This is a genomic window from Pseudomonas farris, from assembly GCF_019145235.1.
GTDB classification, from domain to species: Bacteria; Pseudomonadota; Gammaproteobacteria; order Pseudomonadales; family Pseudomonadaceae; genus Aquipseudomonas; species Aquipseudomonas farris.
Genome location: NZ_JAHSTV010000010.1, coordinates 242,215 through 262,609, shown reverse-complemented (window position 1 = coordinate 262,609; position 20,395 = coordinate 242,215). Strand labels below are relative to the sequence as shown.

Annotated in this window: 26 protein-coding genes; 18 read left to right on the top strand and 8 right to left on the bottom strand. The window is 57.1% G+C overall.

What is annotated here, in order from left to right:
* The first annotated feature begins 141 nt into the window (after positions 1–141).
* Entirely contained in the window at positions 142–618 is a 477-nt protein-coding gene (locus tag KVG95_RS29895) for a hypothetical protein (RefSeq protein ID WP_225923250.1), read from the top strand.
* 54 nt (positions 619–672) lie between these two features.
* On the opposite strand, the gene KVG95_RS21850 is transcribed toward KVG95_RS29895, so the two are convergent.
* Entirely contained in the window at positions 673–1,887 is a 1,215-nt protein-coding gene (locus tag KVG95_RS21850; RefSeq protein WP_217857924.1) for an MFS transporter, read from the bottom strand.
* A gap of 112 nt (positions 1,888–1,999) precedes the next feature.
* Here KVG95_RS21850 and KVG95_RS21845 point away from each other — a divergent pair, with 112 nt between their 5' ends.
* Positions 2,000–2,455 carry a DUF2214 family protein gene (locus tag KVG95_RS21845; protein ID WP_217857923.1) on the top strand — a complete coding sequence of 152 codons (456 nt, stop codon included), beginning with the start codon at positions 2,000–2,002 and terminating at the stop codon, positions 2,453–2,455.
* Positions 2,456–2,646: 191 nt separating this feature from the next.
* Here the strand turns inward: KVG95_RS21845 and csrA are convergent, their stop codons facing one another.
* On the bottom strand, positions 2,647–2,841 hold the full coding sequence (gene csrA / locus KVG95_RS21840; protein WP_007905913.1) for a carbon storage regulator CsrA: 195 nt from the start codon (positions 2,839–2,841) through the stop codon (positions 2,647–2,649).
* Between the two features lie 248 nt (positions 2,842–3,089).
* On the opposite strand from csrA, the gene KVG95_RS21835 reads away from it, so the two are divergent.
* On the top strand, positions 3,090–3,455 hold the full coding sequence (locus KVG95_RS21835; RefSeq protein ID WP_123720990.1) for an SPOR domain-containing protein: 366 nt from the start codon (positions 3,090–3,092) through the stop codon (positions 3,453–3,455).
* A gap of 73 nt (positions 3,456–3,528) precedes the next feature.
* Here KVG95_RS21835 and KVG95_RS21830 read toward each other — a convergent pair whose 3' ends face one another.
* From KVG95_RS21830 to KVG95_RS21820, 3 genes are all read right to left on the bottom strand, one after another.
* On the bottom strand, positions 3,529–4,218 hold the full coding sequence (locus KVG95_RS21830; RefSeq protein WP_217857922.1) for an endonuclease: 690 nt from the start codon (positions 4,216–4,218) through the stop codon (positions 3,529–3,531).
* Positions 4,219–4,222: 4 nt separating this feature from the next.
* Positions 4,223–4,513: a DUF1654 domain-containing protein gene (locus KVG95_RS21825; protein ID WP_217857921.1), complete on the bottom strand. Its 291-nt coding sequence runs from the start codon at positions 4,511–4,513 to the stop codon at positions 4,223–4,225.
* A 163-nt stretch (positions 4,514–4,676) separates the two neighbouring features.
* Entirely contained in the window at positions 4,677–5,765 is a 1,089-nt protein-coding gene (locus KVG95_RS21820; RefSeq protein WP_217857920.1) for an asparaginase, read from the bottom strand.
* A 336-nt stretch (positions 5,766–6,101) separates the two neighbouring features.
* On the opposite strand from KVG95_RS21820, the gene KVG95_RS21815 reads away from it, so the two are divergent.
* The 8 genes from KVG95_RS21815 to KVG95_RS21780 all read left to right on the top strand — a co-directional run bounded on the left by KVG95_RS21815 (position 6,102) and on the right by KVG95_RS21780 (position 13,720).
* On the top strand, positions 6,102–6,554 hold the full coding sequence (locus KVG95_RS21815) for a hypothetical protein (protein WP_217857919.1): 453 nt from the start codon (positions 6,102–6,104) through the stop codon (positions 6,552–6,554).
* A 179-nt stretch (positions 6,555–6,733) separates the two neighbouring features.
* On the top strand, positions 6,734–7,690 hold the full coding sequence (locus KVG95_RS21810) for a sugar ABC transporter substrate-binding protein (protein ID WP_123356334.1): 957 nt from the start codon (positions 6,734–6,736) through the stop codon (positions 7,688–7,690).
* Between the two features lie 56 nt (positions 7,691–7,746).
* On the top strand, positions 7,747–9,300 hold the full coding sequence (locus KVG95_RS21805) for a sugar ABC transporter ATP-binding protein (protein ID WP_217857918.1): 1,554 nt from the start codon (positions 7,747–7,749) through the stop codon (positions 9,298–9,300).
* Positions 9,297–10,274: an ABC transporter permease gene (locus KVG95_RS21800; RefSeq protein ID WP_052965365.1), complete on the top strand. Its 978-nt coding sequence runs from the start codon at positions 9,297–9,299 to the stop codon at positions 10,272–10,274. The genes KVG95_RS21805 and KVG95_RS21800 overlap by 4 nt, the downstream gene beginning before the upstream one ends.
* A 3-nt stretch (positions 10,275–10,277) precedes the next feature.
* Positions 10,278–11,297, top strand: coding sequence for a LacI family DNA-binding transcriptional regulator (locus KVG95_RS21795; protein WP_052965364.1), 1,020 nt, complete (start codon positions 10,278–10,280; stop codon positions 11,295–11,297).
* Positions 11,298–11,339: 42 nt separating this feature from the next.
* Positions 11,340–12,257 (top strand): ribokinase, encoded by a 918-nt coding sequence (gene rbsK / locus KVG95_RS21790; RefSeq protein ID WP_217857917.1) that lies wholly within the window; start codon positions 11,340–11,342, stop codon positions 12,255–12,257.
* Positions 12,254–12,658, top strand: a complete 405-nt coding sequence (gene rbsD, locus KVG95_RS21785) for a D-ribose pyranase (RefSeq protein ID WP_217857916.1) — start codon at positions 12,254–12,256, stop codon at positions 12,656–12,658. Before rbsK ends, rbsD begins: the two co-directional genes overlap by 4 nt.
* Before the next feature lie 33 nt (positions 12,659–12,691).
* Positions 12,692–13,720, top strand: a complete 1,029-nt coding sequence (locus KVG95_RS21780) for a nucleoside hydrolase (RefSeq protein WP_052965361.1) — start codon at positions 12,692–12,694, stop codon at positions 13,718–13,720.
* A gap of 38 nt (positions 13,721–13,758) precedes the next feature.
* Here KVG95_RS21780 and KVG95_RS21775 read toward each other — a convergent pair whose 3' ends face one another.
* Entirely contained in the window at positions 13,759–13,965 is a 207-nt protein-coding gene (locus tag KVG95_RS21775) for a hypothetical protein (protein WP_052965360.1), read from the bottom strand.
* A 132-nt stretch (positions 13,966–14,097) separates the two neighbouring features.
* Here KVG95_RS21775 and KVG95_RS21770 point away from each other — a divergent pair, with 132 nt between their 5' ends.
* Both KVG95_RS21770 and KVG95_RS21765 read left to right on the top strand, forming a co-directional pair.
* Positions 14,098–14,403 (top strand): hypothetical protein, encoded by a 306-nt coding sequence (locus tag KVG95_RS21770; protein WP_038980106.1) that lies wholly within the window; start codon positions 14,098–14,100, stop codon positions 14,401–14,403.
* 164 nt (positions 14,404–14,567) lie between these two features.
* Complete coding sequence (locus tag KVG95_RS21765; RefSeq protein WP_038980107.1) at positions 14,568–14,885, top strand: I78 family peptidase inhibitor; 318 nt, start codon at positions 14,568–14,570, stop codon at positions 14,883–14,885.
* Positions 14,886–14,957: 72 nt separating this feature from the next.
* Here the strand turns inward: KVG95_RS21765 and KVG95_RS21760 are convergent, their stop codons facing one another.
* Together KVG95_RS21760 and KVG95_RS21755 are read right to left on the bottom strand one after the other, a co-directional pair.
* Complete coding sequence (locus KVG95_RS21760) at positions 14,958–15,170, bottom strand: cold-shock protein (protein ID WP_007905882.1); 213 nt, start codon at positions 15,168–15,170, stop codon at positions 14,958–14,960.
* 290 nt (positions 15,171–15,460) lie between these two features.
* Complete coding sequence (locus tag KVG95_RS21755; RefSeq protein WP_217857915.1) at positions 15,461–15,763, bottom strand: hypothetical protein; 303 nt, start codon at positions 15,761–15,763, stop codon at positions 15,461–15,463.
* Between the two features lie 374 nt (positions 15,764–16,137).
* Here KVG95_RS21755 and thrS point away from each other — a divergent pair, with 374 nt between their 5' ends.
* The 5 genes from thrS (at position 16,138) to pheS (ending at position 20,377) form a co-directional block, all read left to right on the top strand.
* Positions 16,138–18,060 (top strand): threonine--tRNA ligase, encoded by a 1,923-nt coding sequence (thrS, locus tag KVG95_RS21750; protein WP_123498780.1) that lies wholly within the window; start codon positions 16,138–16,140, stop codon positions 18,058–18,060.
* A complete protein-coding gene (gene infC, locus KVG95_RS21745) occupies positions 18,060–18,611 on the top strand; it encodes a translation initiation factor IF-3 (RefSeq protein ID WP_172435341.1) in 552 nt (183 codons plus the stop codon). The genes thrS and infC overlap by 1 nt, the downstream gene beginning before the upstream one ends.
* Positions 18,612–18,671: 60 nt before the next feature.
* Positions 18,672–18,866: a 50S ribosomal protein L35 gene (rpmI, locus tag KVG95_RS21740; protein WP_002553160.1), complete on the top strand. Its 195-nt coding sequence runs from the start codon at positions 18,672–18,674 to the stop codon at positions 18,864–18,866.
* 28 nt (positions 18,867–18,894) lie between these two features.
* Positions 18,895–19,251 carry a 50S ribosomal protein L20 gene (gene rplT, locus KVG95_RS21735; protein WP_007905879.1) on the top strand — a complete coding sequence of 119 codons (357 nt, stop codon included), beginning with the start codon at positions 18,895–18,897 and terminating at the stop codon, positions 19,249–19,251.
* Positions 19,252–19,360: 109 nt separating this feature from the next.
* Positions 19,361–20,377 carry a phenylalanine--tRNA ligase subunit alpha gene (gene pheS / locus KVG95_RS21730; protein WP_007905876.1) on the top strand — a complete coding sequence of 339 codons (1,017 nt, stop codon included), beginning with the start codon at positions 19,361–19,363 and terminating at the stop codon, positions 20,375–20,377.
* Positions 20,378–20,395 lie beyond the last annotated feature (18 nt).

The following is a 20,395-nucleotide window of genomic DNA, read 5'->3' as shown; positions in this document are numbered from 1 at the left end:
TAACGATCAGTAAAACTACGGGAAGCAATGTGCATTGTTCGATAACTGCACATTGCCTGCCCGTTGGTCGTTGACCTTTGAACTGTGTGGGGCCGAAACGGTCAATTACTTCGTGCGATATCAACCTCACGGAACCCACCCATGTTATTAAAAAACAAGAGTTTTGCAGCTGTCATGTCATGCGTGATGATGCTTGCAGCCGCCCCATTATTGCCCGCTGATCTGTCCATCATGAGCTCCGCCTACGCGAAGGGTGGTGGTGGTGGTGGTGGTGGTGGTGGTGGTGGTGGTAACGGCGGTGGCAATGGCGGCGGTAACGGTGGCGGCGGTGGGCACAGTGGTTCCGGCCACTCCGGCGGCGTCAGCAATGGCCACGGCAATGGCTTGAGCAGCGATCACGCAGGCAAGGCCGTTCGGGACCGAGGCGCCAGTGGCAATCACTACGGTAGCGATCGAAACGATGATAACGGCCATGGTTCGGTGACGTCGGGCATCGCGAATTCCAAGGACACGCGAGGGGTGACGAAGGCCTCTGCCATTTCGACCTCTACGCCTGGCGATCACAATGCTAAAGGACTAAGCAACGCTCGCACTTCGACTTCAAAAAGAACGGATTAAGTCCAAGACTCTAAAAGCCGGGTATCCATCAGGAACCCGGCTTTTTTGTGCCTGCTATTTGCCAATTGAATCGGGCACTGAGACAGCAGGTGCATAGCTCGCCCTGGCGAAAAACACCACGCCCGCCCCGATCAAGCCGGTGATCACCGCCAGCAGCAGAATGACTTTCTGTGCTCCCAGAGGGGCGGCCAACAAGGCAATCAGCAATCCGGCCAATGGTTGAGAAAGATTGTTCAGCAAGGTAATGACGCCCACGGTCTTGCCGAAGTCCTTGGGCGGAATCACCCGCTGGCGGGTGCTGCGTATGTATACGTTGAACATCTTGTCGAAACCGACGATCAGCAGGAAGCCGATGACATACACCCAAGCGTTCGGACTGAAGGCAGTGATCAGAGCGCCGGTGGCAATCATCGTATAGGAAACGACTCCCAGTACTCTCAACGGTAGGGTCACCCGCGCCAGGAAGAACAGAATGACGATGGTGGTCACTGCCCCTGCGGCTTGCAGCCCTGCATAAAAGTCTTTGCTGGCACTGTATTGGCCGATCACCATGGCTGCTGATGTGGCCAGGGTTATGCCGATGATCAGGTTCACGCCCACCGCCAGGCTGATCACCTTCTGCAGTTCCACCAGGTCGCGAATATGCCCGAATGCAATGCGCAGCGGTTGCAGCCAGATGTCTTGATGTTGCTCGAACGACTCCAGAGTGATCGAATTGCTGCGTTGCCAGATCAGCATCGCCAGATCAGCCAGCAGAAACAGTCCGGCAATCCCCAGCACCACCCAGTGCCACGCCCAGACTTCCAGCATCAGCGCCGCGACCAGTGGGCCGAGCACCAGCCCGGTCTGATCGGCGATCTGCGAATAGGAGAGGGTCTTGGTGTAGGTGTATTGCTTGAAAATGTAGGGCATGACCACTTCGCGGGCCATGATGCCCTGGGTGGTCAGCACGCCGCACAGCACGGACAGAATCACGATCCAGTAGATGCCATCAAACATGCCATACAGTGCCACGGCTACGACGCAGGCCGCTGCGCGGTAGACCTGACTGATGTGCAGGATACGAATGGGCGGAAATTTGTCGCACAGTGCGCCGCATACCGGAAATGCCAGAAAGCGCGGCAACGACTCGGCAAAAAAAGCCAGGCCTGCCAAAGACACACTGTTGGTGGTCTGAAAGACAATCAGCGGGACGATGAACAGCAAGATCTGGTCAGCCAGCCGGGACAGGAACAGCGAGATAAAGAAAGCCAGGTAATCCTTGCGCATAGTGACTCCATGTCGATGGCGATGTATAAGCGGGGCCGCGTGCGTGGGCAAATCTCCGCCGATGAACTACTACTGTAGGGCTATTTCAACTTCGTCTATAAGGAGTATGTCGATGCTGGCTCACTGGTTTCTGGCGGCGATTCACCTGTTGGCCTTTGCGCTGGGCTTCTGGGCGGTACTGACTCGCGGCACGGCTTTACGTCGTCTGACTGCCGGTGCAGGAGAGGCGCGCAGCGTTTTGGTGGCGGATAATCTGTGGGGGATCTCTGCAGTCATTCTCTTGATCACGGGTGGGATGCGAGCCTTTGGCGGATATGAAAAAGGCACTGATTACTATCTTCACCAACCGCTGTTTCATCTCAAAATGACGCTCTTCGTCCTTATCCTGTTGCTTGAAATTGCGCCGATGGTGACGCTGATCAAATGGCGGATTGCGCTGGGGCGTGGGGCGGCTATCGATACCGGGCGCGCAACGCTGTTTGCCCGTATCAGTCATATCGAAGCGCTGCTGTTGGTGCTGATGGTCGTAGCTGCCACGGGCATGGCGCGTGGGGTAACGTTTGGTTAGCCGGGAAGGAGGAAGCTCTTTCTCGCTGCAAATCCGAAACGTCTGACAGTCATGGCATGAGATGGGCGGTAGTATCGGCTCCACGTTGCGACGGTATTGTAAAGAGGCTGGGCAGAGGGCGATGCGGTGCTTGAATCTTTAGCCAGCCGTTATTCGAGGCAGAATGGGCTGGCTACTGACCACTGCAGGATTCAGGGTGTTTGCGGTTTGTCTGGGGCGGTCAGGCCGGCCTGAATGCGTTGATAGATTTCTTCGCGATGCACCGCAACGTCTTTCGGGGCGTTGATGCCAATCCTGACTTGCTGGCCGCTAACGCCCAGAATGGTGATCGTTATGTTGTCACCGATGTTTATGCTTTCACCGACTTTGCGGGTGAGTATCAGCATGGTTTTCTCCTTGATTGCTTGTGGGGCACCTGATTCGGACAGTGCAGAGGTCGGTATAGGTATAGATTAGTGCGAAGTCTCGCAGTTTGGGTGCCTCTTTCTGACGCGCAGATGCTGCATTAATTCCCAAGGCGTAACTATACAGAGGCCGCAACCATCATTCTCGTTGTTTTGCGCCCATTTTGCGGCGCTCGAACAGGATCCATGAGTGTTAAAATCGCCGCTTTCAGCATCCAGAGGGAAGCGTTGTGCGCAAAATGGCCTTGGTAATCGCAGTATTGACGTTGGCCGGGTGCGATGAGGGTAAGGGGGTTGACGCGCAAAAGCCGCAACCGACAGTCGCTTCCGCACCCGCGGCGACAACCGGTCCGCAATGGGACGTCGAGGTACGCGGCGAAACGCCCCAGGCGGTCAGCGACCTGAGCGGCTGGTTGATTGAGCATAGCTTCGTTTCCAGCGTCATCAGGGAGAACGGAAAGGTTCGTATCCTGATAGGGCCGTTCAATTCGAAAACCGAGGCAGAAGCTAAGCAAGCTGAGGTGACGGCAGCGCTTACCCGGGCAAAGAAAAGGAATATCGAGTCGCTGGTGGTCGAACATCCGACGGCTCAATAAACAAAAACAGCGGTTAGAAACGAACAAAGGCCTGGGGTGTAATGCCCCAGGCCTTTGTGTTTTCAGCGGTCGGTCAGCCGCAGGCTTTCATGTCTACCGGGCCGACAAACTCGTTGCCGCGCCCCATCACGCACGCCACGCTCTGGTTGCGCTGACGTTCCCAGGCCTGTACCGGATAGGTCTTGTTCCAGGCTTCATACAGTTGCCGATCCTGTTTTGACAGGCGCAAGCCGTACTGCTTGCTCATGTAGAAGTAAGTCCGGGCGATCATGCCGCGAATGGAAGGGCGGGGCATGACCTTCTTCTGCTTGAAGTCGACCTGTGTCAGGCACGAACCGTATTGACCGGTTTGCACCGGCAGCCAGCCGAAGCTGAAGTTGCTGCGATCGCCATTCACCTCGCCGATGCTTGGCACCAGATTGTGCAGATCGGCCTCGGCTTTCTGATAGGTCGGATCGTACCGCGTGCAGTTCTTGCGACCGCCTTGTTGCCAGCATTCGCGCTGATGGCCGATCTGCCAGGCCGGGACAATGTGCTCCCACTCTATGCGCGAGGCGCGTTTGGCATTTTTACGCGGCACATAACCGCAGGCAGCAAGGTCTATACGGTTGCCGGTGTATTTGCAGCCGCAATAAAACTCGGTGGATTGCGGCGCGTACAACTTCCACGCAACTTTCTTGGCTTCGTTGAAGGTGCGTGGGGCGCCAGCTTGGGCGCCGAGGGTGATGCACAGAAGCAGTAAAGCAAACCAGCGGACACTCATTGACTCAATCTTCCTTCGGCACAACCCAGAAAATCTGCACACCACCATCGTCGCGATGGGCGAGGGTGACGTTGTCGTTCTCGTCGATTTCTTCGAGCAAGCGTTCCCACTCATCCATGGGTTCGTCCGGAAGACGGAAGATCAGCGCAGCTTTGGCTTTCTGGGTGGTGGGGGAATTGATGATTTTCTGAACGCGCATACCCAGGCGTTCATAGGCGTCAGGAGAGGCAGAGGGAGTGGCCACGGAATTATCCTTATTAAGCTGTACGTGCATACAGTATTTAACTGTAAGCATTTTCGCAACTGCTTAAAATTCAAGAAAATCCTCTGACAGTAGTTTTTTCCGTTTGGTGTAGGACGATGGGGATTTTTTTATCGGAAAAGGTCGTGAACCACTCACCAAGGCTGGCGAGTGGTGACAGCGGTGCCCGACCCGGAACAGGTCGGGCGAGGGTGGATCAGTATTCCCAGAACATCCGTTGCAACTCTTTGCTGTCGTTGGTCTTGGTCAACGCGACCATGGCCAGGATGCGGGCTTTTTGCGGATTCAGGTCGTGAGCCACAACCCAGTCGTACTTGTCGTCAGGCTGTTCGGCGTTACGCAGTACGAAACCACCGGCGTTGACGTGGGAAGAACGAATGATGTGTACGCCGTCCTTGCGCAGGGCTTGCAGGGCGGGAACCACGCGAGACGAGACCGAGCCATTGCCGGTGCCGGCATGGATGATGGCTTTTGCGCCTGATTGAGCCAGGGCTTTGTAGGCGGTGTCGCTGACGTTGCCGTAGGAGTAGGCGATTTCGACGTCAGGCAGGCTCTTGATGGTCTTGATATCGAATTCCGAATCCATGGTGTGGCGCTTGGCTGGCAAACGGAACCAGTAGGATTTGCCTTCGACCACCATCCCCAATGGGCCCCAGGCACTTTTGAACGCCTCGGTCTTGATGTTGATCATTTTGCTGACGTCGCGACCCGACTGAATTTCATCGTTCATGGTCACCAGTACGCCTTTGCCGCGCGCGTCTTTGCTGCTGGCCACGGCGACAGCGTTGTACAGGTTCAGCATGCCGTCGGCCGACATGGCGGTGCCTGGGCGCATGGAGCCGACGACGATGATCGGCTTGTCGGTTTTTTCTACCAGGTTGAGGAAGTAAGCGGTTTCTTCCAGCGTGTCGGTGCCGTGGGTGATGACAATGCCATCGACATCATTGCTGTCGGCCAACTCAGCCACCCGACGACCCAGTTGCAGCAGGTTGTCGTTGGTGATGCTTTCGGACGCGATCTGCATGACCTGTTCGCCGCGAACGTTGGCCAATTGGCTCAGTTCCGGAACCCCTGCGATCAACTGTTCGATACCGACTTTTGCCGCTTGATAGGTGGCGCTGTTCGCAGCACTGGCTCCCGCGCCAGCAATGGTGCCGCCGGTGGCCAGTATCACCACGTTCGCCAGTTTCTGTTGAGTTTCGACTTCTTTTGCCTGAAGGGCGGACGGAAGGAGTAGCAGGAGGGCCAAAGCGCCCGGAATAAAAGTGTTGAAGGCAGATTTCATTATTGTTTTCTCTCGTAGTGAAACGTTGCGGATGCAGGTTCATCTAGACACGGCCCCAAGCAGATCTGAACGCTGGGGGTGTAGGAGAAGAGCAGGATCTGTACCAGCCTGATAATCAACAATAAGATCTTTTAACCTGATGATTCTTATATGAATTATTGAAACGTCTGGAAAAGTATTCGGACTTGGTCGTCCGGGTTTCCGAACATGTGCAGCTTTTACGTTCGGCTCTCCGACCTTCATTGAGAAAGTCGCCTTGCAAAATCTGAAATCAGTGCTAAAGAAACCCTGGCGCAGGTCGATGCTCCTTTAAAGGGATCTTTTCCAGGAGTTCACATGTCGTTTACTGTCGGTTTTCCAAATGCAGCCGCAATCACTATCGCGGGCAAGTCCCCGGCGACCATCAATGCCTTGAGTGAAGCGACGTCCGACGCCTCGGCCCAAGCGCTGGGCGAAGAGGAGGGGAGCGACAACCAGGTCAGAACCGGTGGCGCTGCGCAGACTCAGGGCGAAAGCAAATCCGAAAAAAGCAGCAGTCAAAGTATTGCGGTGCAGGTACTGCTCAAACGCATGCAGGAACTGCAGCAGCAATTGCGCGAACAGCAGCAACAACTGGCGGCCGCTCAGGCAGCGAATTATCCGACTCCGGAAGCCAAAGCCACCGCTGTCATGTCGATTCAGGGGCAAATCGCCGATACCAGCGGTGCGCTCGCGCAAGTGACAGGCAATCTGGTCAAAGAGCTGGCCAAGGGTTCCAGCAGTGGCAATCTGGTCAGCACCACGGCGTGATGCAAAAGGGTTGGCTTTTGCCAATCGAGACACAAAACAGGTCGTTGACAAATTTCGACAGGGTTCGCATAGTTCGGTCTACGCAAACGTTTGCGCGGTCGCCCTTGATGGCTTTATCCCGTAAGGGCAGGGTCTAGCGCAAGCGTTGCTCAGAATAATCATAAGATCGGAGTGAACCCATGAAGCTGCCATTCGCTGGACGTCTTCTCGCTGTCGCAATGCTGGCTGCGGCATCTGCCGCTTTGCCCGTCTCTTCGGCTTTCGCCGAAACCCCTGAAAAACCTAAAGTCGCGCTGGTCATGAAATCCCTGGCCAACGAATTCTTCCTGACCATGGAAGACGGCGCCAAGGCTTACCAGAAAGACCACTCCGGCGACTTCGAGCTGATCTCCAACGGCATCAAGGACGAAACGGACACGGCCGGCCAGACGCGCATCGTCGAGCAAATGATTTTGTCCAAGGTCAATGCATTGGTCATCGCTCCGGCAGATTCCAAGGCCATGGTTCCGGTCATCAAGAAAGCAGTCGATGCCGGCATCACCGTGATCAACATCGATAACCAGCTGGACCCGGCCGTGGTCAAAAGCAAAAACATCACCGTTCCGTTCGTAGGCCCGGATAACCGCAAAGGCGCGCGTCTGGTGGGTGAGTACCTGGCCAAGCAGCTGAAGGCCGGTGACGAAGTCGGCATCATCGAAGGCGTTTCCACTACCACCAATGCCCAGCAGCGCACGGCAGGCTTCAAGGATGCGATGGAAGCGGCGCAGATCAAAGTCGTGTCCCTGCAGTCCGGTGATTGGGAAATCGACAAGGGCGGCAAGGTTGCCTCGTCGATGCTCAGCGAATACCCGAACATCAAGGCCCTGTTGGCCGGCAACGACAGCATGGCGGTTGGCGCAGTATCTGCCGTACGCGCGGCGGGCAAGGCCGGCAAGGTGCAAGTGGTTGGTTACGACAACATCAACGCCATCAAGCCAATGCTCAAGGATGGCCGCGTCCTGGCCACCGCCGACCAGTTTGCTGCCCGGCAAGCGGTGTTCGGCATCGAGACGGCGCTGAAAATCATCAAAGGCGAGACAGTCGATAGCGGCGTCAACGGCGTCATCGAAACTCCGGTAGAGCTGGTTACCAAGTAGTCCTTCTGGCGACACAACGGTGCTCGCCTCTTGGGGCGAGCACATGGAGAGTTTTTATGTCAGTTTGCGCCCCGAACGCTGTCCTCTCGGTCAGCGGTATCGGTAAGACCTATGCACAACCCGTCCTCACTGGTATCGACCTGACGCTGATGCGCGGCGAAGTGCTGGCGCTGACCGGCGAGAACGGCGCCGGTAAAAGCACGCTGTCGAAAATCATTGGCGGACTGGTCACGCCGACCACCGGCCAGATGCAATTCCAGGGGCAGGATTACCGTCCCGGCAGCCGAAGCCAGGCCGAAGAGCTGGGCATCCGCATGGTCATGCAAGAACTCAATCTGTTGCCGACGTTGTCGGTGGCGGAAAACCTGTTTCTCGACAACCTGCCCAGCCACGGTGGCTGGATCAGCCGCAAGCAATTGCGCAAGGCGGCGATCGAGGCCATGGCTCAGGTCGGATTGGACGCCATTGATCCAGATACGTTGGTTGGCGAACTGGGTATCGGCCATCAGCAGATGGTGGAGATCGCCCGCAACCTGATCGGCGATTGCCACGTGCTGATCCTCGACGAGCCGACAGCGATGCTGACGGCCCGTGAAGTCGAAATGCTGTTCGAGCAGATCACTCGTCTGCAGGCGCGTGGCGTGTCGATCATCTACATTTCCCACCGCCTCGAAGAACTGGCAAGGGTGGCCCAGCGCATTGCGGTATTGCGCGACGGCAACCTGGTCTGTGTCGAGCCGATGGCCAATTACAACAGCGAGCAACTGGTCACCCTGATGGTCGGCCGTGAATTGGGTGAGCACATCGACATGGGGCCGCGCAAGATCGGCGCGCCGGCCTTGACGGTCAAAGGACTGACTCGTTCCGATAAGGTTCGCGATGTGTCCTTCCAGGTGCGCGCCGGCGAAATTTTCGGGATTTCCGGTTTGATCGGGGCAGGGCGCACCGAGTTACTGCGCCTGATCTTCGGCGCGGATACAGCCGACAGCGGCACCGTCGCGCTGGGGGCGTCGGCTCAGGTGGTGAATATTCGTTCGCCGGCCGACGCGGTCGGTCACGGCATCGCGCTGATCACCGAAGACCGTAAAGGCGAAGGCCTGCTGCTGACGCAATCAATCAGCGCCAACATTGCCTTGGGCAATATGCCGGTGATTTCCAGCGGTGGCTTCGTCAATAACGGTGACGAGATGTCTCTGGCCCAGCGTCAGATCAACGCCATGCGGATTCGCAGTTCCAGCCCGACGCAATTGGTCTCGGAATTGTCCGGCGGCAATCAGCAGAAAGTCGTGATCGGCCGTTGGCTCGAGCGCGATTGCACGGTGATGCTGTTCGATGAGCCGACCCGGGGCATCGACGTCGGCGCCAAGTTCGATATCTACGCATTACTCGGTGAGTTGACCCGTCAGGGTAAGGCGCTGGTAGTGGTGTCCAGCGACCTGCGCGAACTGATGCTGATCTGCGATCGCATCGGTGTGCTGTCGGCAGGGCGTCTGATCGACACTTTCGAGCGTGACAGCTGGACCCAGGATGATTTGCTTGCCGCCGCTTTCGCCGGCTACCAAAAACGTGATGCGTTGCTCAACGAAGCAGCGCCTAGGGATCTTCCATGAATACTGCATCTTTGGCCGGCAAACGTAGTGGCAATTTTTACGGCCTCGGCACTTATCTGGGCCTGGCCGGTGCCTTGCTGGCGATGGTCGCGCTGTTCTCGGTCCTGAGCAGCCACTTCCTGTCTTACGACACCTTCAGCACCCTGGCCAACCAGATTCCCGACTTGATGGTGCTGGCGGTCGGCATGACCTTCGTATTGATCATCGGCGGTATCGACTTGTCAGTGGGGTCGGTGCTGGCGCTCGCGGCCTCCGCGGTCAGCGTGGCGATTCTCGGTTGGGGCTGGAGCGTCTTGCCTTCGGCCTTGCTCGGCATGGCGGTAGCGGCATTGGCCGGGACTATCACCGGCTCGATTACCGTGGCGTGGCGGATTCCGTCGTTCATCGTGTCCCTCGGCGTGCTGGAAATGGCGCGGGGCCTGGCGTATCAGATGACCGGTTCGCGCACTGCCTATATCGGTGATGCCTTCGCCTGGCTGTCCAATCCGATCGCGTTCGGCATCTCGCCGTCATTCATCATCGCTTTGCTGATTATCTTCATCGCCCAGGCCGTGCTGACGCGTACGGTGTTCGGTCGTTACCTGATCGGCATTGGTACCAACGAAGAGGCAGTGCGTCTGGCGGGGATCAATCCGAAGCCCTACAAGATCCTGGTCTTCAGCCTGATGGGGCTGCTGGCCGGTATCGCTGCGTTGTTTCAGATTTCGCGCCTGGAAGCGGCGGATCCGAACGCCGGCTCCGGTCTGGAGCTGCAAGTGATTGCCGCGGTCGTGATCGGCGGCACCAGCCTGATGGGCGGGCGCGGCTCGGTTATCAGCACATTCTTCGGCGTGCTGATCATCTCGGTACTGGCGGCTGGTCTGGCGCAGATCGGCGCGACCGAACCCACCAAACGCATCATCACCGGCGCGGTGATCGTGGTGGCGGTGGTGCTTGATACTTATCGCAGTCAGCGCGCAAGCCGGCGGACCTGAGTCATGGCAACAATCAAGGATGTAGCGGCACTCGCGGGTATTTCCTACACCACGGTTTCCCATGTGGTGAACAAGACGCGGCCGGTCAGTGAGGAAGTACGGATCAAGGTCGAGGCGGCGATCAAAAGTCTCGACTACGTGCCCAGTGCGGTGGCGCGGTCATTGAAAGCGAAAACCACCGCGACCATCGGCCTGCTGGTGCCCAACAGCCTCAACCCGTACTTCGCCGAGTTGGCCCGTGGCATCGAGGATTACTGCGAGCGCAACGGCTATTGCGTCATCCTCTGCAACTCCGACGACAACCCGGACAAGCAACGCAGCTACCTTCGCGTGTTGCTGGAAAAACGCATTGACGGCTTGATCGTTGCGTCTGCCGGTGGTGACAGCGGCCTGGCCGAAGGTCTGGCGGGTGTGCGTACGCCAATGGTGATCGTCGACCGTGGGCTCGAAGGTCTCGATGCCGATCTGGTGCGCATCGATCACGAATACGGTGCCTATCTGGCGACCCGGCACTTGTTGGATCTGGGGCATCGGGACATCGCCACGATTGGTGGGCCGGCGAGTACCAGCGTGGCGCAGATGCGTCTGGCCGGTTATTGCCGTGCCTTGAAAGAGGCGGGTGTCGAAGTGCCGCGCGAGCGCATGCTGGAGAGCGACTTCACCAGCACGGGCGGTTACAACGCCGCCGCGATCCTGTTGGAAAAGAACCCACCCAGCGCGATCTTCGCCGGTAACGACATGATTGGCATCGGTGTGTTGCGCGCCGCTGCCGAGCGCAATATCCGTGTGCCCACCGAGCTGTCGGTGATCGGCTTCGACGATATCCAGATGAGCCGATACGTCTATCCGGCGCTGACCACCGTGGGCCAGTCGATCTTGCAGCTTGGCGAGATGGCGGCCGAAGTGCTGTTGCGCAGGATCGCCACGCCGGCTCTGGCGACCGATCAGCGCATCGTGACCCCCAGTATTGTCTTGCGAGAATCGACTGCGCCGCTGGCTAGTGTGTTCGCCCAATTCCGCTGAAACCAAAAGCACCGCAGAAACAGAATTGACGAGTAGTGATGTATGCCAGCAAAAGTAGTGGTAATAGGCAGCCTGAACATGGACCTGGTAACCCGGGCGCCACGGCTGCCCCGTGGTGGTGAAACGCTGATCGGCCAATCGTTTGCCACGGTTTCCGGCGGCAAGGGCGCGAACCAGGCCGTGGCCGCGGCGCGGCTGGGGGCGCAGGTATCGATGGTCGGTTGTGTCGGCAGCGACGCCTATGGCGAAGCGCTGCGCGGGGCTCTGTTGGCCGAGCAGATCGATTGCCAGGCGGTCAGTACGGTCGAGAATTCCAGCGGCGTGGCGTTGATCGTGGTCGATGACAACAGTCAGAACGCGATCGTGATTGTTGCCGGTGCCAACGGTGCGCTGACGCCCGAAGTGATCGACCGTTTCGACGCGGTGTTACAAGCGGCGGATGTCATCATCTGTCAGCTGGAAGTACCGGATGCCACGGTCGGCCATGCTCTGAAGCGCGGTCATGAGCTGGGTAAAACCGTGATTCTCAATCCGGCGCCGGCCAGCCGCCCGCTGCCGGCGGATTGGTATGCGGCCATCGATTACCTGATCCCCAACGAAAGCGAAGCCTCGGCCCTCAGCGGTTTGCCGGTGGACTCCCTGAGCACCGCCGAAACCGCCGCGGCCCGTTTGATCGCCATGGGCGCTGGCAAAGTGATCATCACCCTGGGTTCTCAAGGATCACTGTTCGCCGATGGCAAACGCTTCGAGCATTTCCCGGCACCGAAAGTGAAGGCGGTCGACACCACCGCAGCCGGCGACACGTTCGTCGGTGGTTTCGCAGCAGCCTTGGCGGCCGGCAAAAGCGAGGTCGAGGCGATCCGCTTCGGCCAAGTCGCCGCAGCGCTGTCGGTTACCCGGGCTGGCGCGCAACCTTCGATTCCTACCTTGTCCGACGTACAGGCCTTTAAAGCACCATGAAAAAGACTCCTTTGCTCAACGTCGCGCTGTCGCGGCTGATTGCCTCCCTTGGCCATGGCGACGCGGTCGTGATCGGCGATGCCGGCCTGCCGGTTCCACCCGGCGTTGAATTGATCGACCTGGCCTTGACCCACGGGATTCCGGATTTCGTCAGTACCTTGAAGGTCGTGCTGAGCGAAATGCAGGTCGAAAGCCATGTGCTGGCCCATGAGATTCTGGACAAGAAACCGTCGGCCTTGAGCGCGCTGGATGAACTGAATGCCGAAGGTGCGCTGGGCCGACGTGAGTTGCTCAGTCATGACCAATTCAAAGTACTCAGCCGACAGGCACGGGCGATTATTCGTACAGGCGAATGTCAGCCGTACTGCAACATCGTCCTGGTGGCTGGAGTAACGTTTTAACTTTCCGTTCTTCCCACGCACAAGGAGTGCGCTATGCACCGCTATGCTCAGAAACTGCACCACCTGCTCCGGAGTCTGCTGCTTTTGTCTCTGATTACCGCAACAAGCGCCCAAGCGGCGGAGAAGATCGACCTGATCATCGACACTGATCCAGGTGCCGACGACGTGGTCGCCTTGCTGTTCGCCCTGGCATCGCCGGAAGAGTTGAATATTCGTGCGCTGACCACCGTTGCTGGCAACGTGCGTCTGGACAAGACCTCGCGTAATGCACGTCTGGCGCGCGAGTGGGCGGGGCGCGAGGAGGTGCCTGTTTACGCGGGCGCACCGAAACCGCTGATGCGCACGCCGATCTATGCCGAGAACATCCACGGCAAGGAAGGTTTGTCGGGTGTCACGGTGCACGAGCCGAAGAAAGGCCTGGCCGAAGGCAATGCGGTCAACTATCTGATCGATACCCTGAAGTCCGCCAAGCCCCACAGCATCACCATCGCCATGCTCGGTCCACAAACCAACCTGGCCCTGGCGCTGATCCAGGAGCCTGAAATCGTTCAGGGCATCAAGGAAGTGGTGATCATGGGCGGTGCGCACTTCAACGGCGGCAACATCACCCCGGTGGCCGAATTCAACCTGTTCGCCGACCCTCAGGCGGCGGAAGTGGTGCTGAAAAGTGGCGTCAAGCTGACCTACTTGCCGCTGGACGTGACCCACAAGATCCTGACCAGTGAAGCGCGCCTGAAGCAGATCGCCGCCCTGAACAACAATGCCAGCAAACTGGTGGGCGATATTCTCAACGAGTACGTCAAAGGTGACATGGAGCACTACGGCATTCCGGGTGGCCCGGTGCATGACGCCACAGTCATCGCTTACCTGCTCAAGCCAGAGCTGTTCACCGGGCGTTCGGTCAACGTAGTGGTTGATAGCCGCGAAGGGCCGACCTTCGGCCAGACCATTGTCGACTGGTATGACGGCCTGAAGGCCCCGAAAAATGCCTTCTGGGTTGAAAGCGGCGACGCTCAGGGCTTCTTCGACCTGTTGACCCAGCGTCTGGCTCGTTTGAAGTAAGTCACAGGCCCGCAGGTGCCGGCCTGCGGGTTTTTACGCTACTCGGTCTCTGTTGCCCCAATATAGTCGGCGGGGTACTTCTCGAGAACCTGTTTGATGAATGTCTGGGCGGCTTGCGTCCCCAGTTCCTTGACCAGCAAATCGATACCAATGATCGCCAACTCTTCCGGGCTACCCGGGCTGTAAGAGCTGTGGCCCTGTGGCCACTTGGCTTTGATGTCGGCGTCGATACTTACGGTGGTCATGATGGCGCTCGTGAAGTCGGGAAAGTCTGAGTGTCGAGTTAACCATTTTGCGGGACGTTTGGCACTCCGACTTAGGCATGAGGGGAGGGCTATGCGACACTTGGTCTTTGACGATTTTTCAAGGACCGTGCTGTGCAGATCGATTTGAACACTCCTGACGGCTTGACCCTGGAAGCGGTGCGTCAGCTACTGGCCTCTGCCAGTGATGATGAACACACTCAGTTGCGGGTCACCAAGGGCGGCATCGCCTACATTTCGTCGGGTATTGTGGGCGGCACGGACATCGACGGGTTGCTGTTTCGCCTGGAGACCTGGGCCAAGGGTTCCGGTTATGTCGGATTGGTAGCAGCCAGCGACGAGGTCTGGGTCATGCAGATTTTCAATGCGCTCAAGCAAAATTGGCCGAAACCGCCTTTCGACTACATCGACGTCTATTGAGCTCTGTTCATATTCAGTCATGATTGAGGGATGAACGGCGCACCGATGCTCAGGCACACTCGCCGCTGCCCGGATCGAGGGCGGGGCGATAGCGCCACTCTGAAACCAAACGCCAAAATGGCGGTCGCACGATCTCAGCTTAATTATTGAAAAAAGGAGGCTTCATGCCTTGGAAGCTCGCGTCATTGGGTACTTTGTTGGCCGCCACCCTGCTGGCCGGTTGCAGCAGTACGTCCACCGAGTCGGCAAAGGACCCTGTGGCGACCGACACCGGCCACAGCCGTTGTGAAGCAAAGGCTGCCGAATTCACCATTGGCAAAAAGGCTTCGCCCCAATTGCTGGAGCAGGCACGTACCCGTGCAGGCGCGCAGAATGCCCGGTTCCTCAAGCCTGATGACATGGTGACCTTGGAGTACCGCTCCGATCGCCTGAACCTGAACACCGACAACAACCTGGTGGTCACTCGCGTCAACTGCGGCTGATTGCTTCAGGTTTTTGTTACGCCCATAAAAAACCCCGTCACATGGACGGGGTTTTTTTAGTGCGGCAGAAAATTACTCTGCGCGGACTTGTGCAGCTTGCATACCCTTTTGGCCTTTCTCAGCCACGAAGGAAACGGTCTGGCCTTCTTTCAGGCTTTTGAAACCGTCGCTTTCGATAGCTTTGAAGTGTACGAACAGGTCGTCACCGCCACCTTGAGGAGTGATGAAGCCGAAGCCTTTTTCATCGTTGAACCATTTAACGGTGCCGGTTTGGCGATTAGACATGGTGTATCTCCAAGAAACATATATTTTCAGTAGTACTGTGCTGCTCAGGCCAACTGGGCACACCGGACTATCATAGTCGAAATGTTCGCTTTGGGAGCCCCCTGGGTGTGCTGTTTGCCCTACAGTCACGTTTGCTTTGTTGCTTCGTGTGGCTGAAAGCCCCGGTTTAAAAGGCTTTCAGTCGAAAGTTAAGACAAGAAAAAAAGCTGAAAAACCTGAAAAATTTGTACGAAAAAGCTCAATTTCATCACTTTTTATCGGCAGTGAGCCGAGTTAAAAGGACTTTTTTCTCACTTTTTCGCCGGTGCATCGGCCTTGCATTTAGCTATCTGACCCAGCGCTTTCTGTTGCAGTTCCGGGCTGGCCTTGTTATCCATCAGGGCCTGAATGTCGCCAGCCGGGTACGATTTGATCGCGTCGGCACCGCAAGCGCAGTGAGACTTTGCAGCTGCAGCGCCGATCTGCGGAGTGGCCGCCTGAGTGCACTGAGCCATGTATTTCTCACGCTCGCCCTTTGGCCAATCGGCATGGGCAGCCAGCGGCAGCAACAGGACGACGGGTGCGACGATGGCGAATAAACGATTCAGACGCATGCTGAGATGCTCCTTTTGGGTCAATGTCTTGTTATCTGAGGGGTAAAGCATGGTTCAAGTTCAGCACTCTGGCATAAAAATGCCTGATTTGCCCCCGCAGAAAACCTTGCCGCCGCGATGACCGTTCATCTGTGCTAGCATGCTTCGTTCGGGCGTTTGCAGGCTCCGGATGACCTTCAGTCCCGGCAGCGGCAGCGGCTCGAATAACCCTGATTTGAATCCCAGTCACTCTGGTTCGGTTTTCCGGTTGGCCGCAAGGCTCCTGCCGCTGTAAGGCAGGCGTTCGTTATTGAATGGCCTGGATCGGATCTTGTACTGGCTCATCCCAACCCACGTGACCTTTGGTAGGGGTCACCACTAGGAGAGGAGGCGCCATGCCAACTATTACTCTTCCCGACGGCAGTCAACGTTCATTCGATCACCCGGTTTCCGTAGCCGAGGTCGCCGCATCCATTGGTGCAGGTCTGGCCAAAGCCACCGTGGCCGGCAAGGTCGATGGCAAGCTGGTCGACGCCAGCGACATCATCGACAGCGATTCCTCGCTGCAAATCATTACGCCAAAGGATGAAGAGGGGCTGGAGATCATTCGCCACTCTTGCGCCCACCTGGTTGGCCATGCGGTCAAGCAGTTGTACCCGACGGCCAAGATGGTCATCGGTCCGGTCATCGACGAAGGCTTCTATTACGATATCGCCTTCGAGCGTCCTTTCACGCCGGATGACCTGGCCGCCATCGAACAGCGCATGCAACAGCTGATCGAGAAAGATTACGACGTGATCAAGAAAGTCACTCCGCGCGCCGAAGTGATCGAAGTGTTCAAGGCCCGCGGCGAAGACTACAAGCTGCGCCTGGTCGAAGACATGCCGAACGAGCAGGCCATGGGCCTGTACTATCACGAAGAATACGTCGACATGTGCCGCGGTCCGCACGTGCCGAACACGCGCTTCCTGAAATCCTTCAAGCTGACCAAGCTGTCCGGCGCCTACTGGCGTGGCGATGCCAAGAACGAGCAATTGCAGCGCGTTTACGGCACCGCATGGGCGGACAAGAAGCAACTGGCGGCTTACATCCAGCGCATCGAAGAAGCCGAGAAGCGCGATCACCGCAAGATCGGCAAGCGTCTGGGCCTGTTCCACACCCAGGAAGAGTCGCCGGGCATGGTGTTCTGGCACCCGAACGGCTGGACTCTGTATCAGGTGCTCGAGCAGTACATGCGCAAGGTTCAGCGCGACAACGGCTATCTGGAGATCAAAACTCCACAAGTCGTTGACCGCAGCCTGTGGGAGAAATCCGGGCACTGGGCCAACTACGCCGACAACATGTTTACCACTCAGTCGGAAAACCGCGACTACGCCATCAAGCCGATGAACTGCCCGTGCCACGTGCAGGTGTTCAATCAGGGCCTGAAAAGCTACCGCGAACTGCCGATGCGTCTGGCCGAGTTCGGTGCCTGCCACCGTAACGAGCCGTCGGGTGCACTGCACGGCATCATGCGCGTGCGCGCCTTCACTCAGGACGATGCGCACATCTTCTGTACTGAAGAGCAGATGCAGGCCGAATCCGCTGCGTTCATCAAGCTGACCATGGACGTGTATGCCGACTTCGGCTTCAAAGACGTCGAGATGAAGCTGTCCACTCGTCCGGAAAAACGCGTCGGTTCCGACGAGCTGTGGGATCGCGCCGAAGCTGCACTGGCTGCAGCCCTTGATAGTGCTGGCTTGCCGTACGATCTGCAGCCGGGCGAGGGTGCATTCTACGGTCCGAAAATCGAGTTCTCGCTGAAAGATTGCCTCGGCCGCGTCTGGCAATGTGGTACCCTTCAGCTCGATTTTAACCTGCCTGTCCGTCTGGGAGCCGAATACGTCTCCGAAGACAACAGTCGCAAGCACCCGGTTATGTTGCACCGGGCGATCCTGGGTTCGTTCGAACGTTTCGTCGGAATCCTGATCGAGCACTACGAGGGTGCATTCCCCGCGTGGCTGGCTCCGACCCAGGCAGTGATCATGAATATCACTGATAAACAGGCTGATTTTGCCGCTGAGGTTGAAAAAACCCTCAATGAAAGCGGATTTCGTGCCAAGTCTGACTTGAGAAATGAAAAGATCGGCTTTAAAATCCGCGAGCATACTTTGCTCAAGGTTCCCTATCTCTTGGTTATCGGAGATCGGGAAGTCGAGATGCAGACTGTCGCTGTGCGTACTCGTGAAGGTGCTGACCTGGGCTCGATGCCCGTCGCCCAGTTCGCTGAGTTTCTCGCGCAAGCGGTTTCCCGGCGTGGTCGCCCAGATTCGGAGTAATTATTATTAAGCGTGAAATGAGACAAGATAAACGAGCTGCACCGAAAGCCCCGATCAACGAGAATATCTCGGCACGCGAGGTTCGGTTAATTGGAGCTGAAGGTGAACAGCTTGGGATTGTGTCAATTGAAGACGCGCTTCTTAAGGCTGAAGAGGCCAAACTGGATTTGGTGGAAATTTCCGCCGATGCAGTACCCCCTGTTTGCAAACTGATGGACTACGGCAAATCGATCTTCGAGAAGAAGAAGCAGATTGCCGCGGCCAAGAAAAACCAGAAGCAGATTCAGGTTAAAGAAATCAAGTTTCGTCCAGGGACGGAGGAAGGGGATTACCAGGTAAAACTGCGCAACCTGGTACGTTTCCTGAGTGATGGGGACAGGGCCAAGGTATCCTTGCGATTCCGCGGCCGTGAGATGGCCCACCAGGAGCTGGGGATGGAACTCCTCAAGCGAGTTGAAGGTGACTTGCTCGAGTACGGTTCGGTCGAACAGCATCCTAAGATGGAAGGACGCCAGCTGATCATGGTCATCGCCCCGAAAAAGAAGAAGTAATCAATAGGGCACGGCAGGCCTTCTGATTATGTTTATCAACTGAATGCGGAGTATCCGAACATGCCAAAAATGAAAACTAAAAGTGGTGCTGCTAAGCGGTTTTTGAAAACTGCTAACGGTATCAAGCACAAGCACGCTTTCAAGAGCCACATCCTGACTAAAATGTCGACCAAGCGTAAGCGTCAACTGCGCGGTAGCAGCTTGCTGCATCCGTCTGACGTGGCAAAAGTCGAGCGCATGCTGCGCCTTCGTTAATTTTAGTCAAGAATAGAGGAAGTAACTCATGGCTCGTGTAAAGCGTGGCGTCATTGCCCGTAAACGTCACAAAAAAATTCTGAAACTTGCTAAAGGCTACTACGGCGCTCGCTCGCGCGTATTCCGTGTTGCCAAGCAAGCGGTAATCAAGGCAGGCCAATACGCCTACCGTGACCGTCGTCAGAAAAAACGTCAGTTCCGCGCTCTGTGGATCGCTCGTATCAACGCTGGTGCACGTATCAACGGTCTGTCCTACAGCCGTTTCATCGCCGGCCTGAAAAAAGCGTCCATCGAGATCGACCGCAAGGTTCTGGCTGATCTGGCAGTGAACGAAAAAGCGGCGTTTGCTGCGATTGTCGAGAAAGCTAAAGCCACCTTGGCTTAAGTACCCCCGACAGTCACCCGGCCTCACCTCTGTGGGGTCAGGTGTTAAACGTCATAAATAGGGGAAGAGCCTTCAAGCTCTTCCCCTATTTTGTATCTGGAGTCTGTACATGGAAAACCTGGATGCGCTCGTCTCTCAAGCACTAGAGGCTGTGCAAAGCGCTGAAGATATCAATGCCCTGGAGCAAATCCGGGTTCACTACCTTGGCAAAAAGGGCGAATTGACTCAGGTGATGAAGACCCTGGGGAATTTGCCGGCAGAAGAGCGTCCGCAAGTCGGCGCGCTGATCAACGTTGCCAAGGAGCGTGTCACAGAGGTTCTCAATGCCCGCAAGGCACTGTTTGAAGAGGCCGACCTGGCCGCCAAACTGTCCGCCGAGTCCATTGACGTGACCCTGCCTGGCCGCGGTCAGACCTCCGGTGGTCTGCATCCGGTTACTCGCACTCTGGAACGTATCGAACAATTCTTCACCCACATCGGCTACGGCATCGCCGAAGGCCCTGAGGTCGAAGACGATTACCACAACTTCGAAGCGCTCAACATCCCAGGCCATCACCCGGCCCGGTCGATGCATGACACCTTCTATTTCAATGCCAATATGTTGCTGCGCACCCATACCTCTCCGGTACAGGTCCGCACCATGGAATCGAAACAACCGCCGATCCGCATCGTCTGCCCAGGCCGTGTGTACCGTAGCGACTCCGATATCACTCACTCCCCGATGTTCCACCAGGTCGAAGGCCTGCTGGTCGACCGCGATATCAATTTCGCCGACCTGAAAGGCACCATCGAAGAGTTCCTGCGCGTGTTCTTCGAAAAAGAACTGGCCGTGCGTTTCCGTCCTTCGTACTTCCCGTTCACCGAGCCATCCGCTGAAGTCGACATGGAATGCGTGATGTGCAGCGGTAAAGGCTGCCGCGTCTGCAAGCAGACTGGCTGGCTGGAAGTGATGGGCTGCGGCATGGTTCACCCGAATGTGCTGCGCATGTCCGGGATCGACCCGGAAGAGTTTTCGGGCTTTGCCTTCGGCATGGGCGTTGAGCGTCTGGCCATGCTGCGTTACGGCGTGAACGACTTGCGTCTGTTCTTCGACAACGACTTGCGGTTCCTCGCGCAATTTCGCTAGTCGTAACGAATTCTTAGG

Coding starts and splice junctions, on each gene's coding strand:
- rpmI (WP_002553160.1), top strand. CDS start 18,672: ATGCCAAAAATGAAAACTAAAAGTGGTGCTGCTAAGCGGTTTTTGAAA.
- csrA (WP_007905913.1), bottom strand. CDS start 2,841: ATGCTGATACTCACCCGCAAAGTCGGTGAAAGCATAAACATCGGTGAC.
- pheS (WP_007905876.1), top strand. CDS start 19,361: ATGGAAAACCTGGATGCGCTCGTCTCTCAAGCACTAGAGGCTGTGCAA.
- rplT (WP_007905879.1), top strand. CDS start 18,895: ATGGCTCGTGTAAAGCGTGGCGTCATTGCCCGTAAACGTCACAAAAAA.
- KVG95_RS21795 (WP_052965364.1), top strand. CDS start 10,278: ATGGCAACAATCAAGGATGTAGCGGCACTCGCGGGTATTTCCTACACC.
- KVG95_RS21755 (WP_217857915.1), bottom strand. CDS start 15,763: ATGCGTCTGAATCGTTTATTCGCCATCGTCGCACCCGTCGTCCTGTTG.
- KVG95_RS21810 (WP_123356334.1), top strand. CDS start 6,734: ATGAAGCTGCCATTCGCTGGACGTCTTCTCGCTGTCGCAATGCTGGCT.
- rbsD (WP_217857916.1), top strand. CDS start 12,254: ATGAAAAAGACTCCTTTGCTCAACGTCGCGCTGTCGCGGCTGATTGCC.
- KVG95_RS21760 (WP_007905882.1), bottom strand. CDS start 15,170: ATGTCTAATCGCCAAACCGGCACCGTTAAATGGTTCAACGATGAAAAA.
- KVG95_RS21850 (WP_217857924.1), bottom strand. CDS start 1,887: ATGCGCAAGGATTACCTGGCTTTCTTTATCTCGCTGTTCCTGTCCCGG.
- KVG95_RS21825 (WP_217857921.1), bottom strand. CDS start 4,513: ATGCTTACAGTTAAATACTGTATGCACGTACAGCTTAATAAGGATAAT.
- KVG95_RS21805 (WP_217857918.1), top strand. CDS start 7,747: ATGTCAGTTTGCGCCCCGAACGCTGTCCTCTCGGTCAGCGGTATCGGT.
- thrS (WP_123498780.1), top strand. CDS start 16,138: ATGCCAACTATTACTCTTCCCGACGGCAGTCAACGTTCATTCGATCAC.
- KVG95_RS21845 (WP_217857923.1), top strand. CDS start 2,000: ATGCTGGCTCACTGGTTTCTGGCGGCGATTCACCTGTTGGCCTTTGCG.
- KVG95_RS21815 (WP_217857919.1), top strand. CDS start 6,102: ATGTCGTTTACTGTCGGTTTTCCAAATGCAGCCGCAATCACTATCGCG.
- KVG95_RS21800 (WP_052965365.1), top strand. CDS start 9,297: ATGAATACTGCATCTTTGGCCGGCAAACGTAGTGGCAATTTTTACGGC.
- rbsK (WP_217857917.1), top strand. CDS start 11,340: ATGCCAGCAAAAGTAGTGGTAATAGGCAGCCTGAACATGGACCTGGTA.
- KVG95_RS21820 (WP_217857920.1), bottom strand. CDS start 5,765: ATGAAATCTGCCTTCAACACTTTTATTCCGGGCGCTTTGGCCCTCCTG.
- KVG95_RS21830 (WP_217857922.1), bottom strand. CDS start 4,218: ATGAGTGTCCGCTGGTTTGCTTTACTGCTTCTGTGCATCACCCTCGGC.
- KVG95_RS21780 (WP_052965361.1), top strand. CDS start 12,692: ATGCACCGCTATGCTCAGAAACTGCACCACCTGCTCCGGAGTCTGCTG.
- KVG95_RS21775 (WP_052965360.1), bottom strand. CDS start 13,965: ATGACCACCGTAAGTATCGACGCCGACATCAAAGCCAAGTGGCCACAG.
- KVG95_RS29895 (WP_225923250.1), top strand. CDS start 142: ATGTTATTAAAAAACAAGAGTTTTGCAGCTGTCATGTCATGCGTGATG.
- KVG95_RS21765 (WP_038980107.1), top strand. CDS start 14,568: ATGCCTTGGAAGCTCGCGTCATTGGGTACTTTGTTGGCCGCCACCCTG.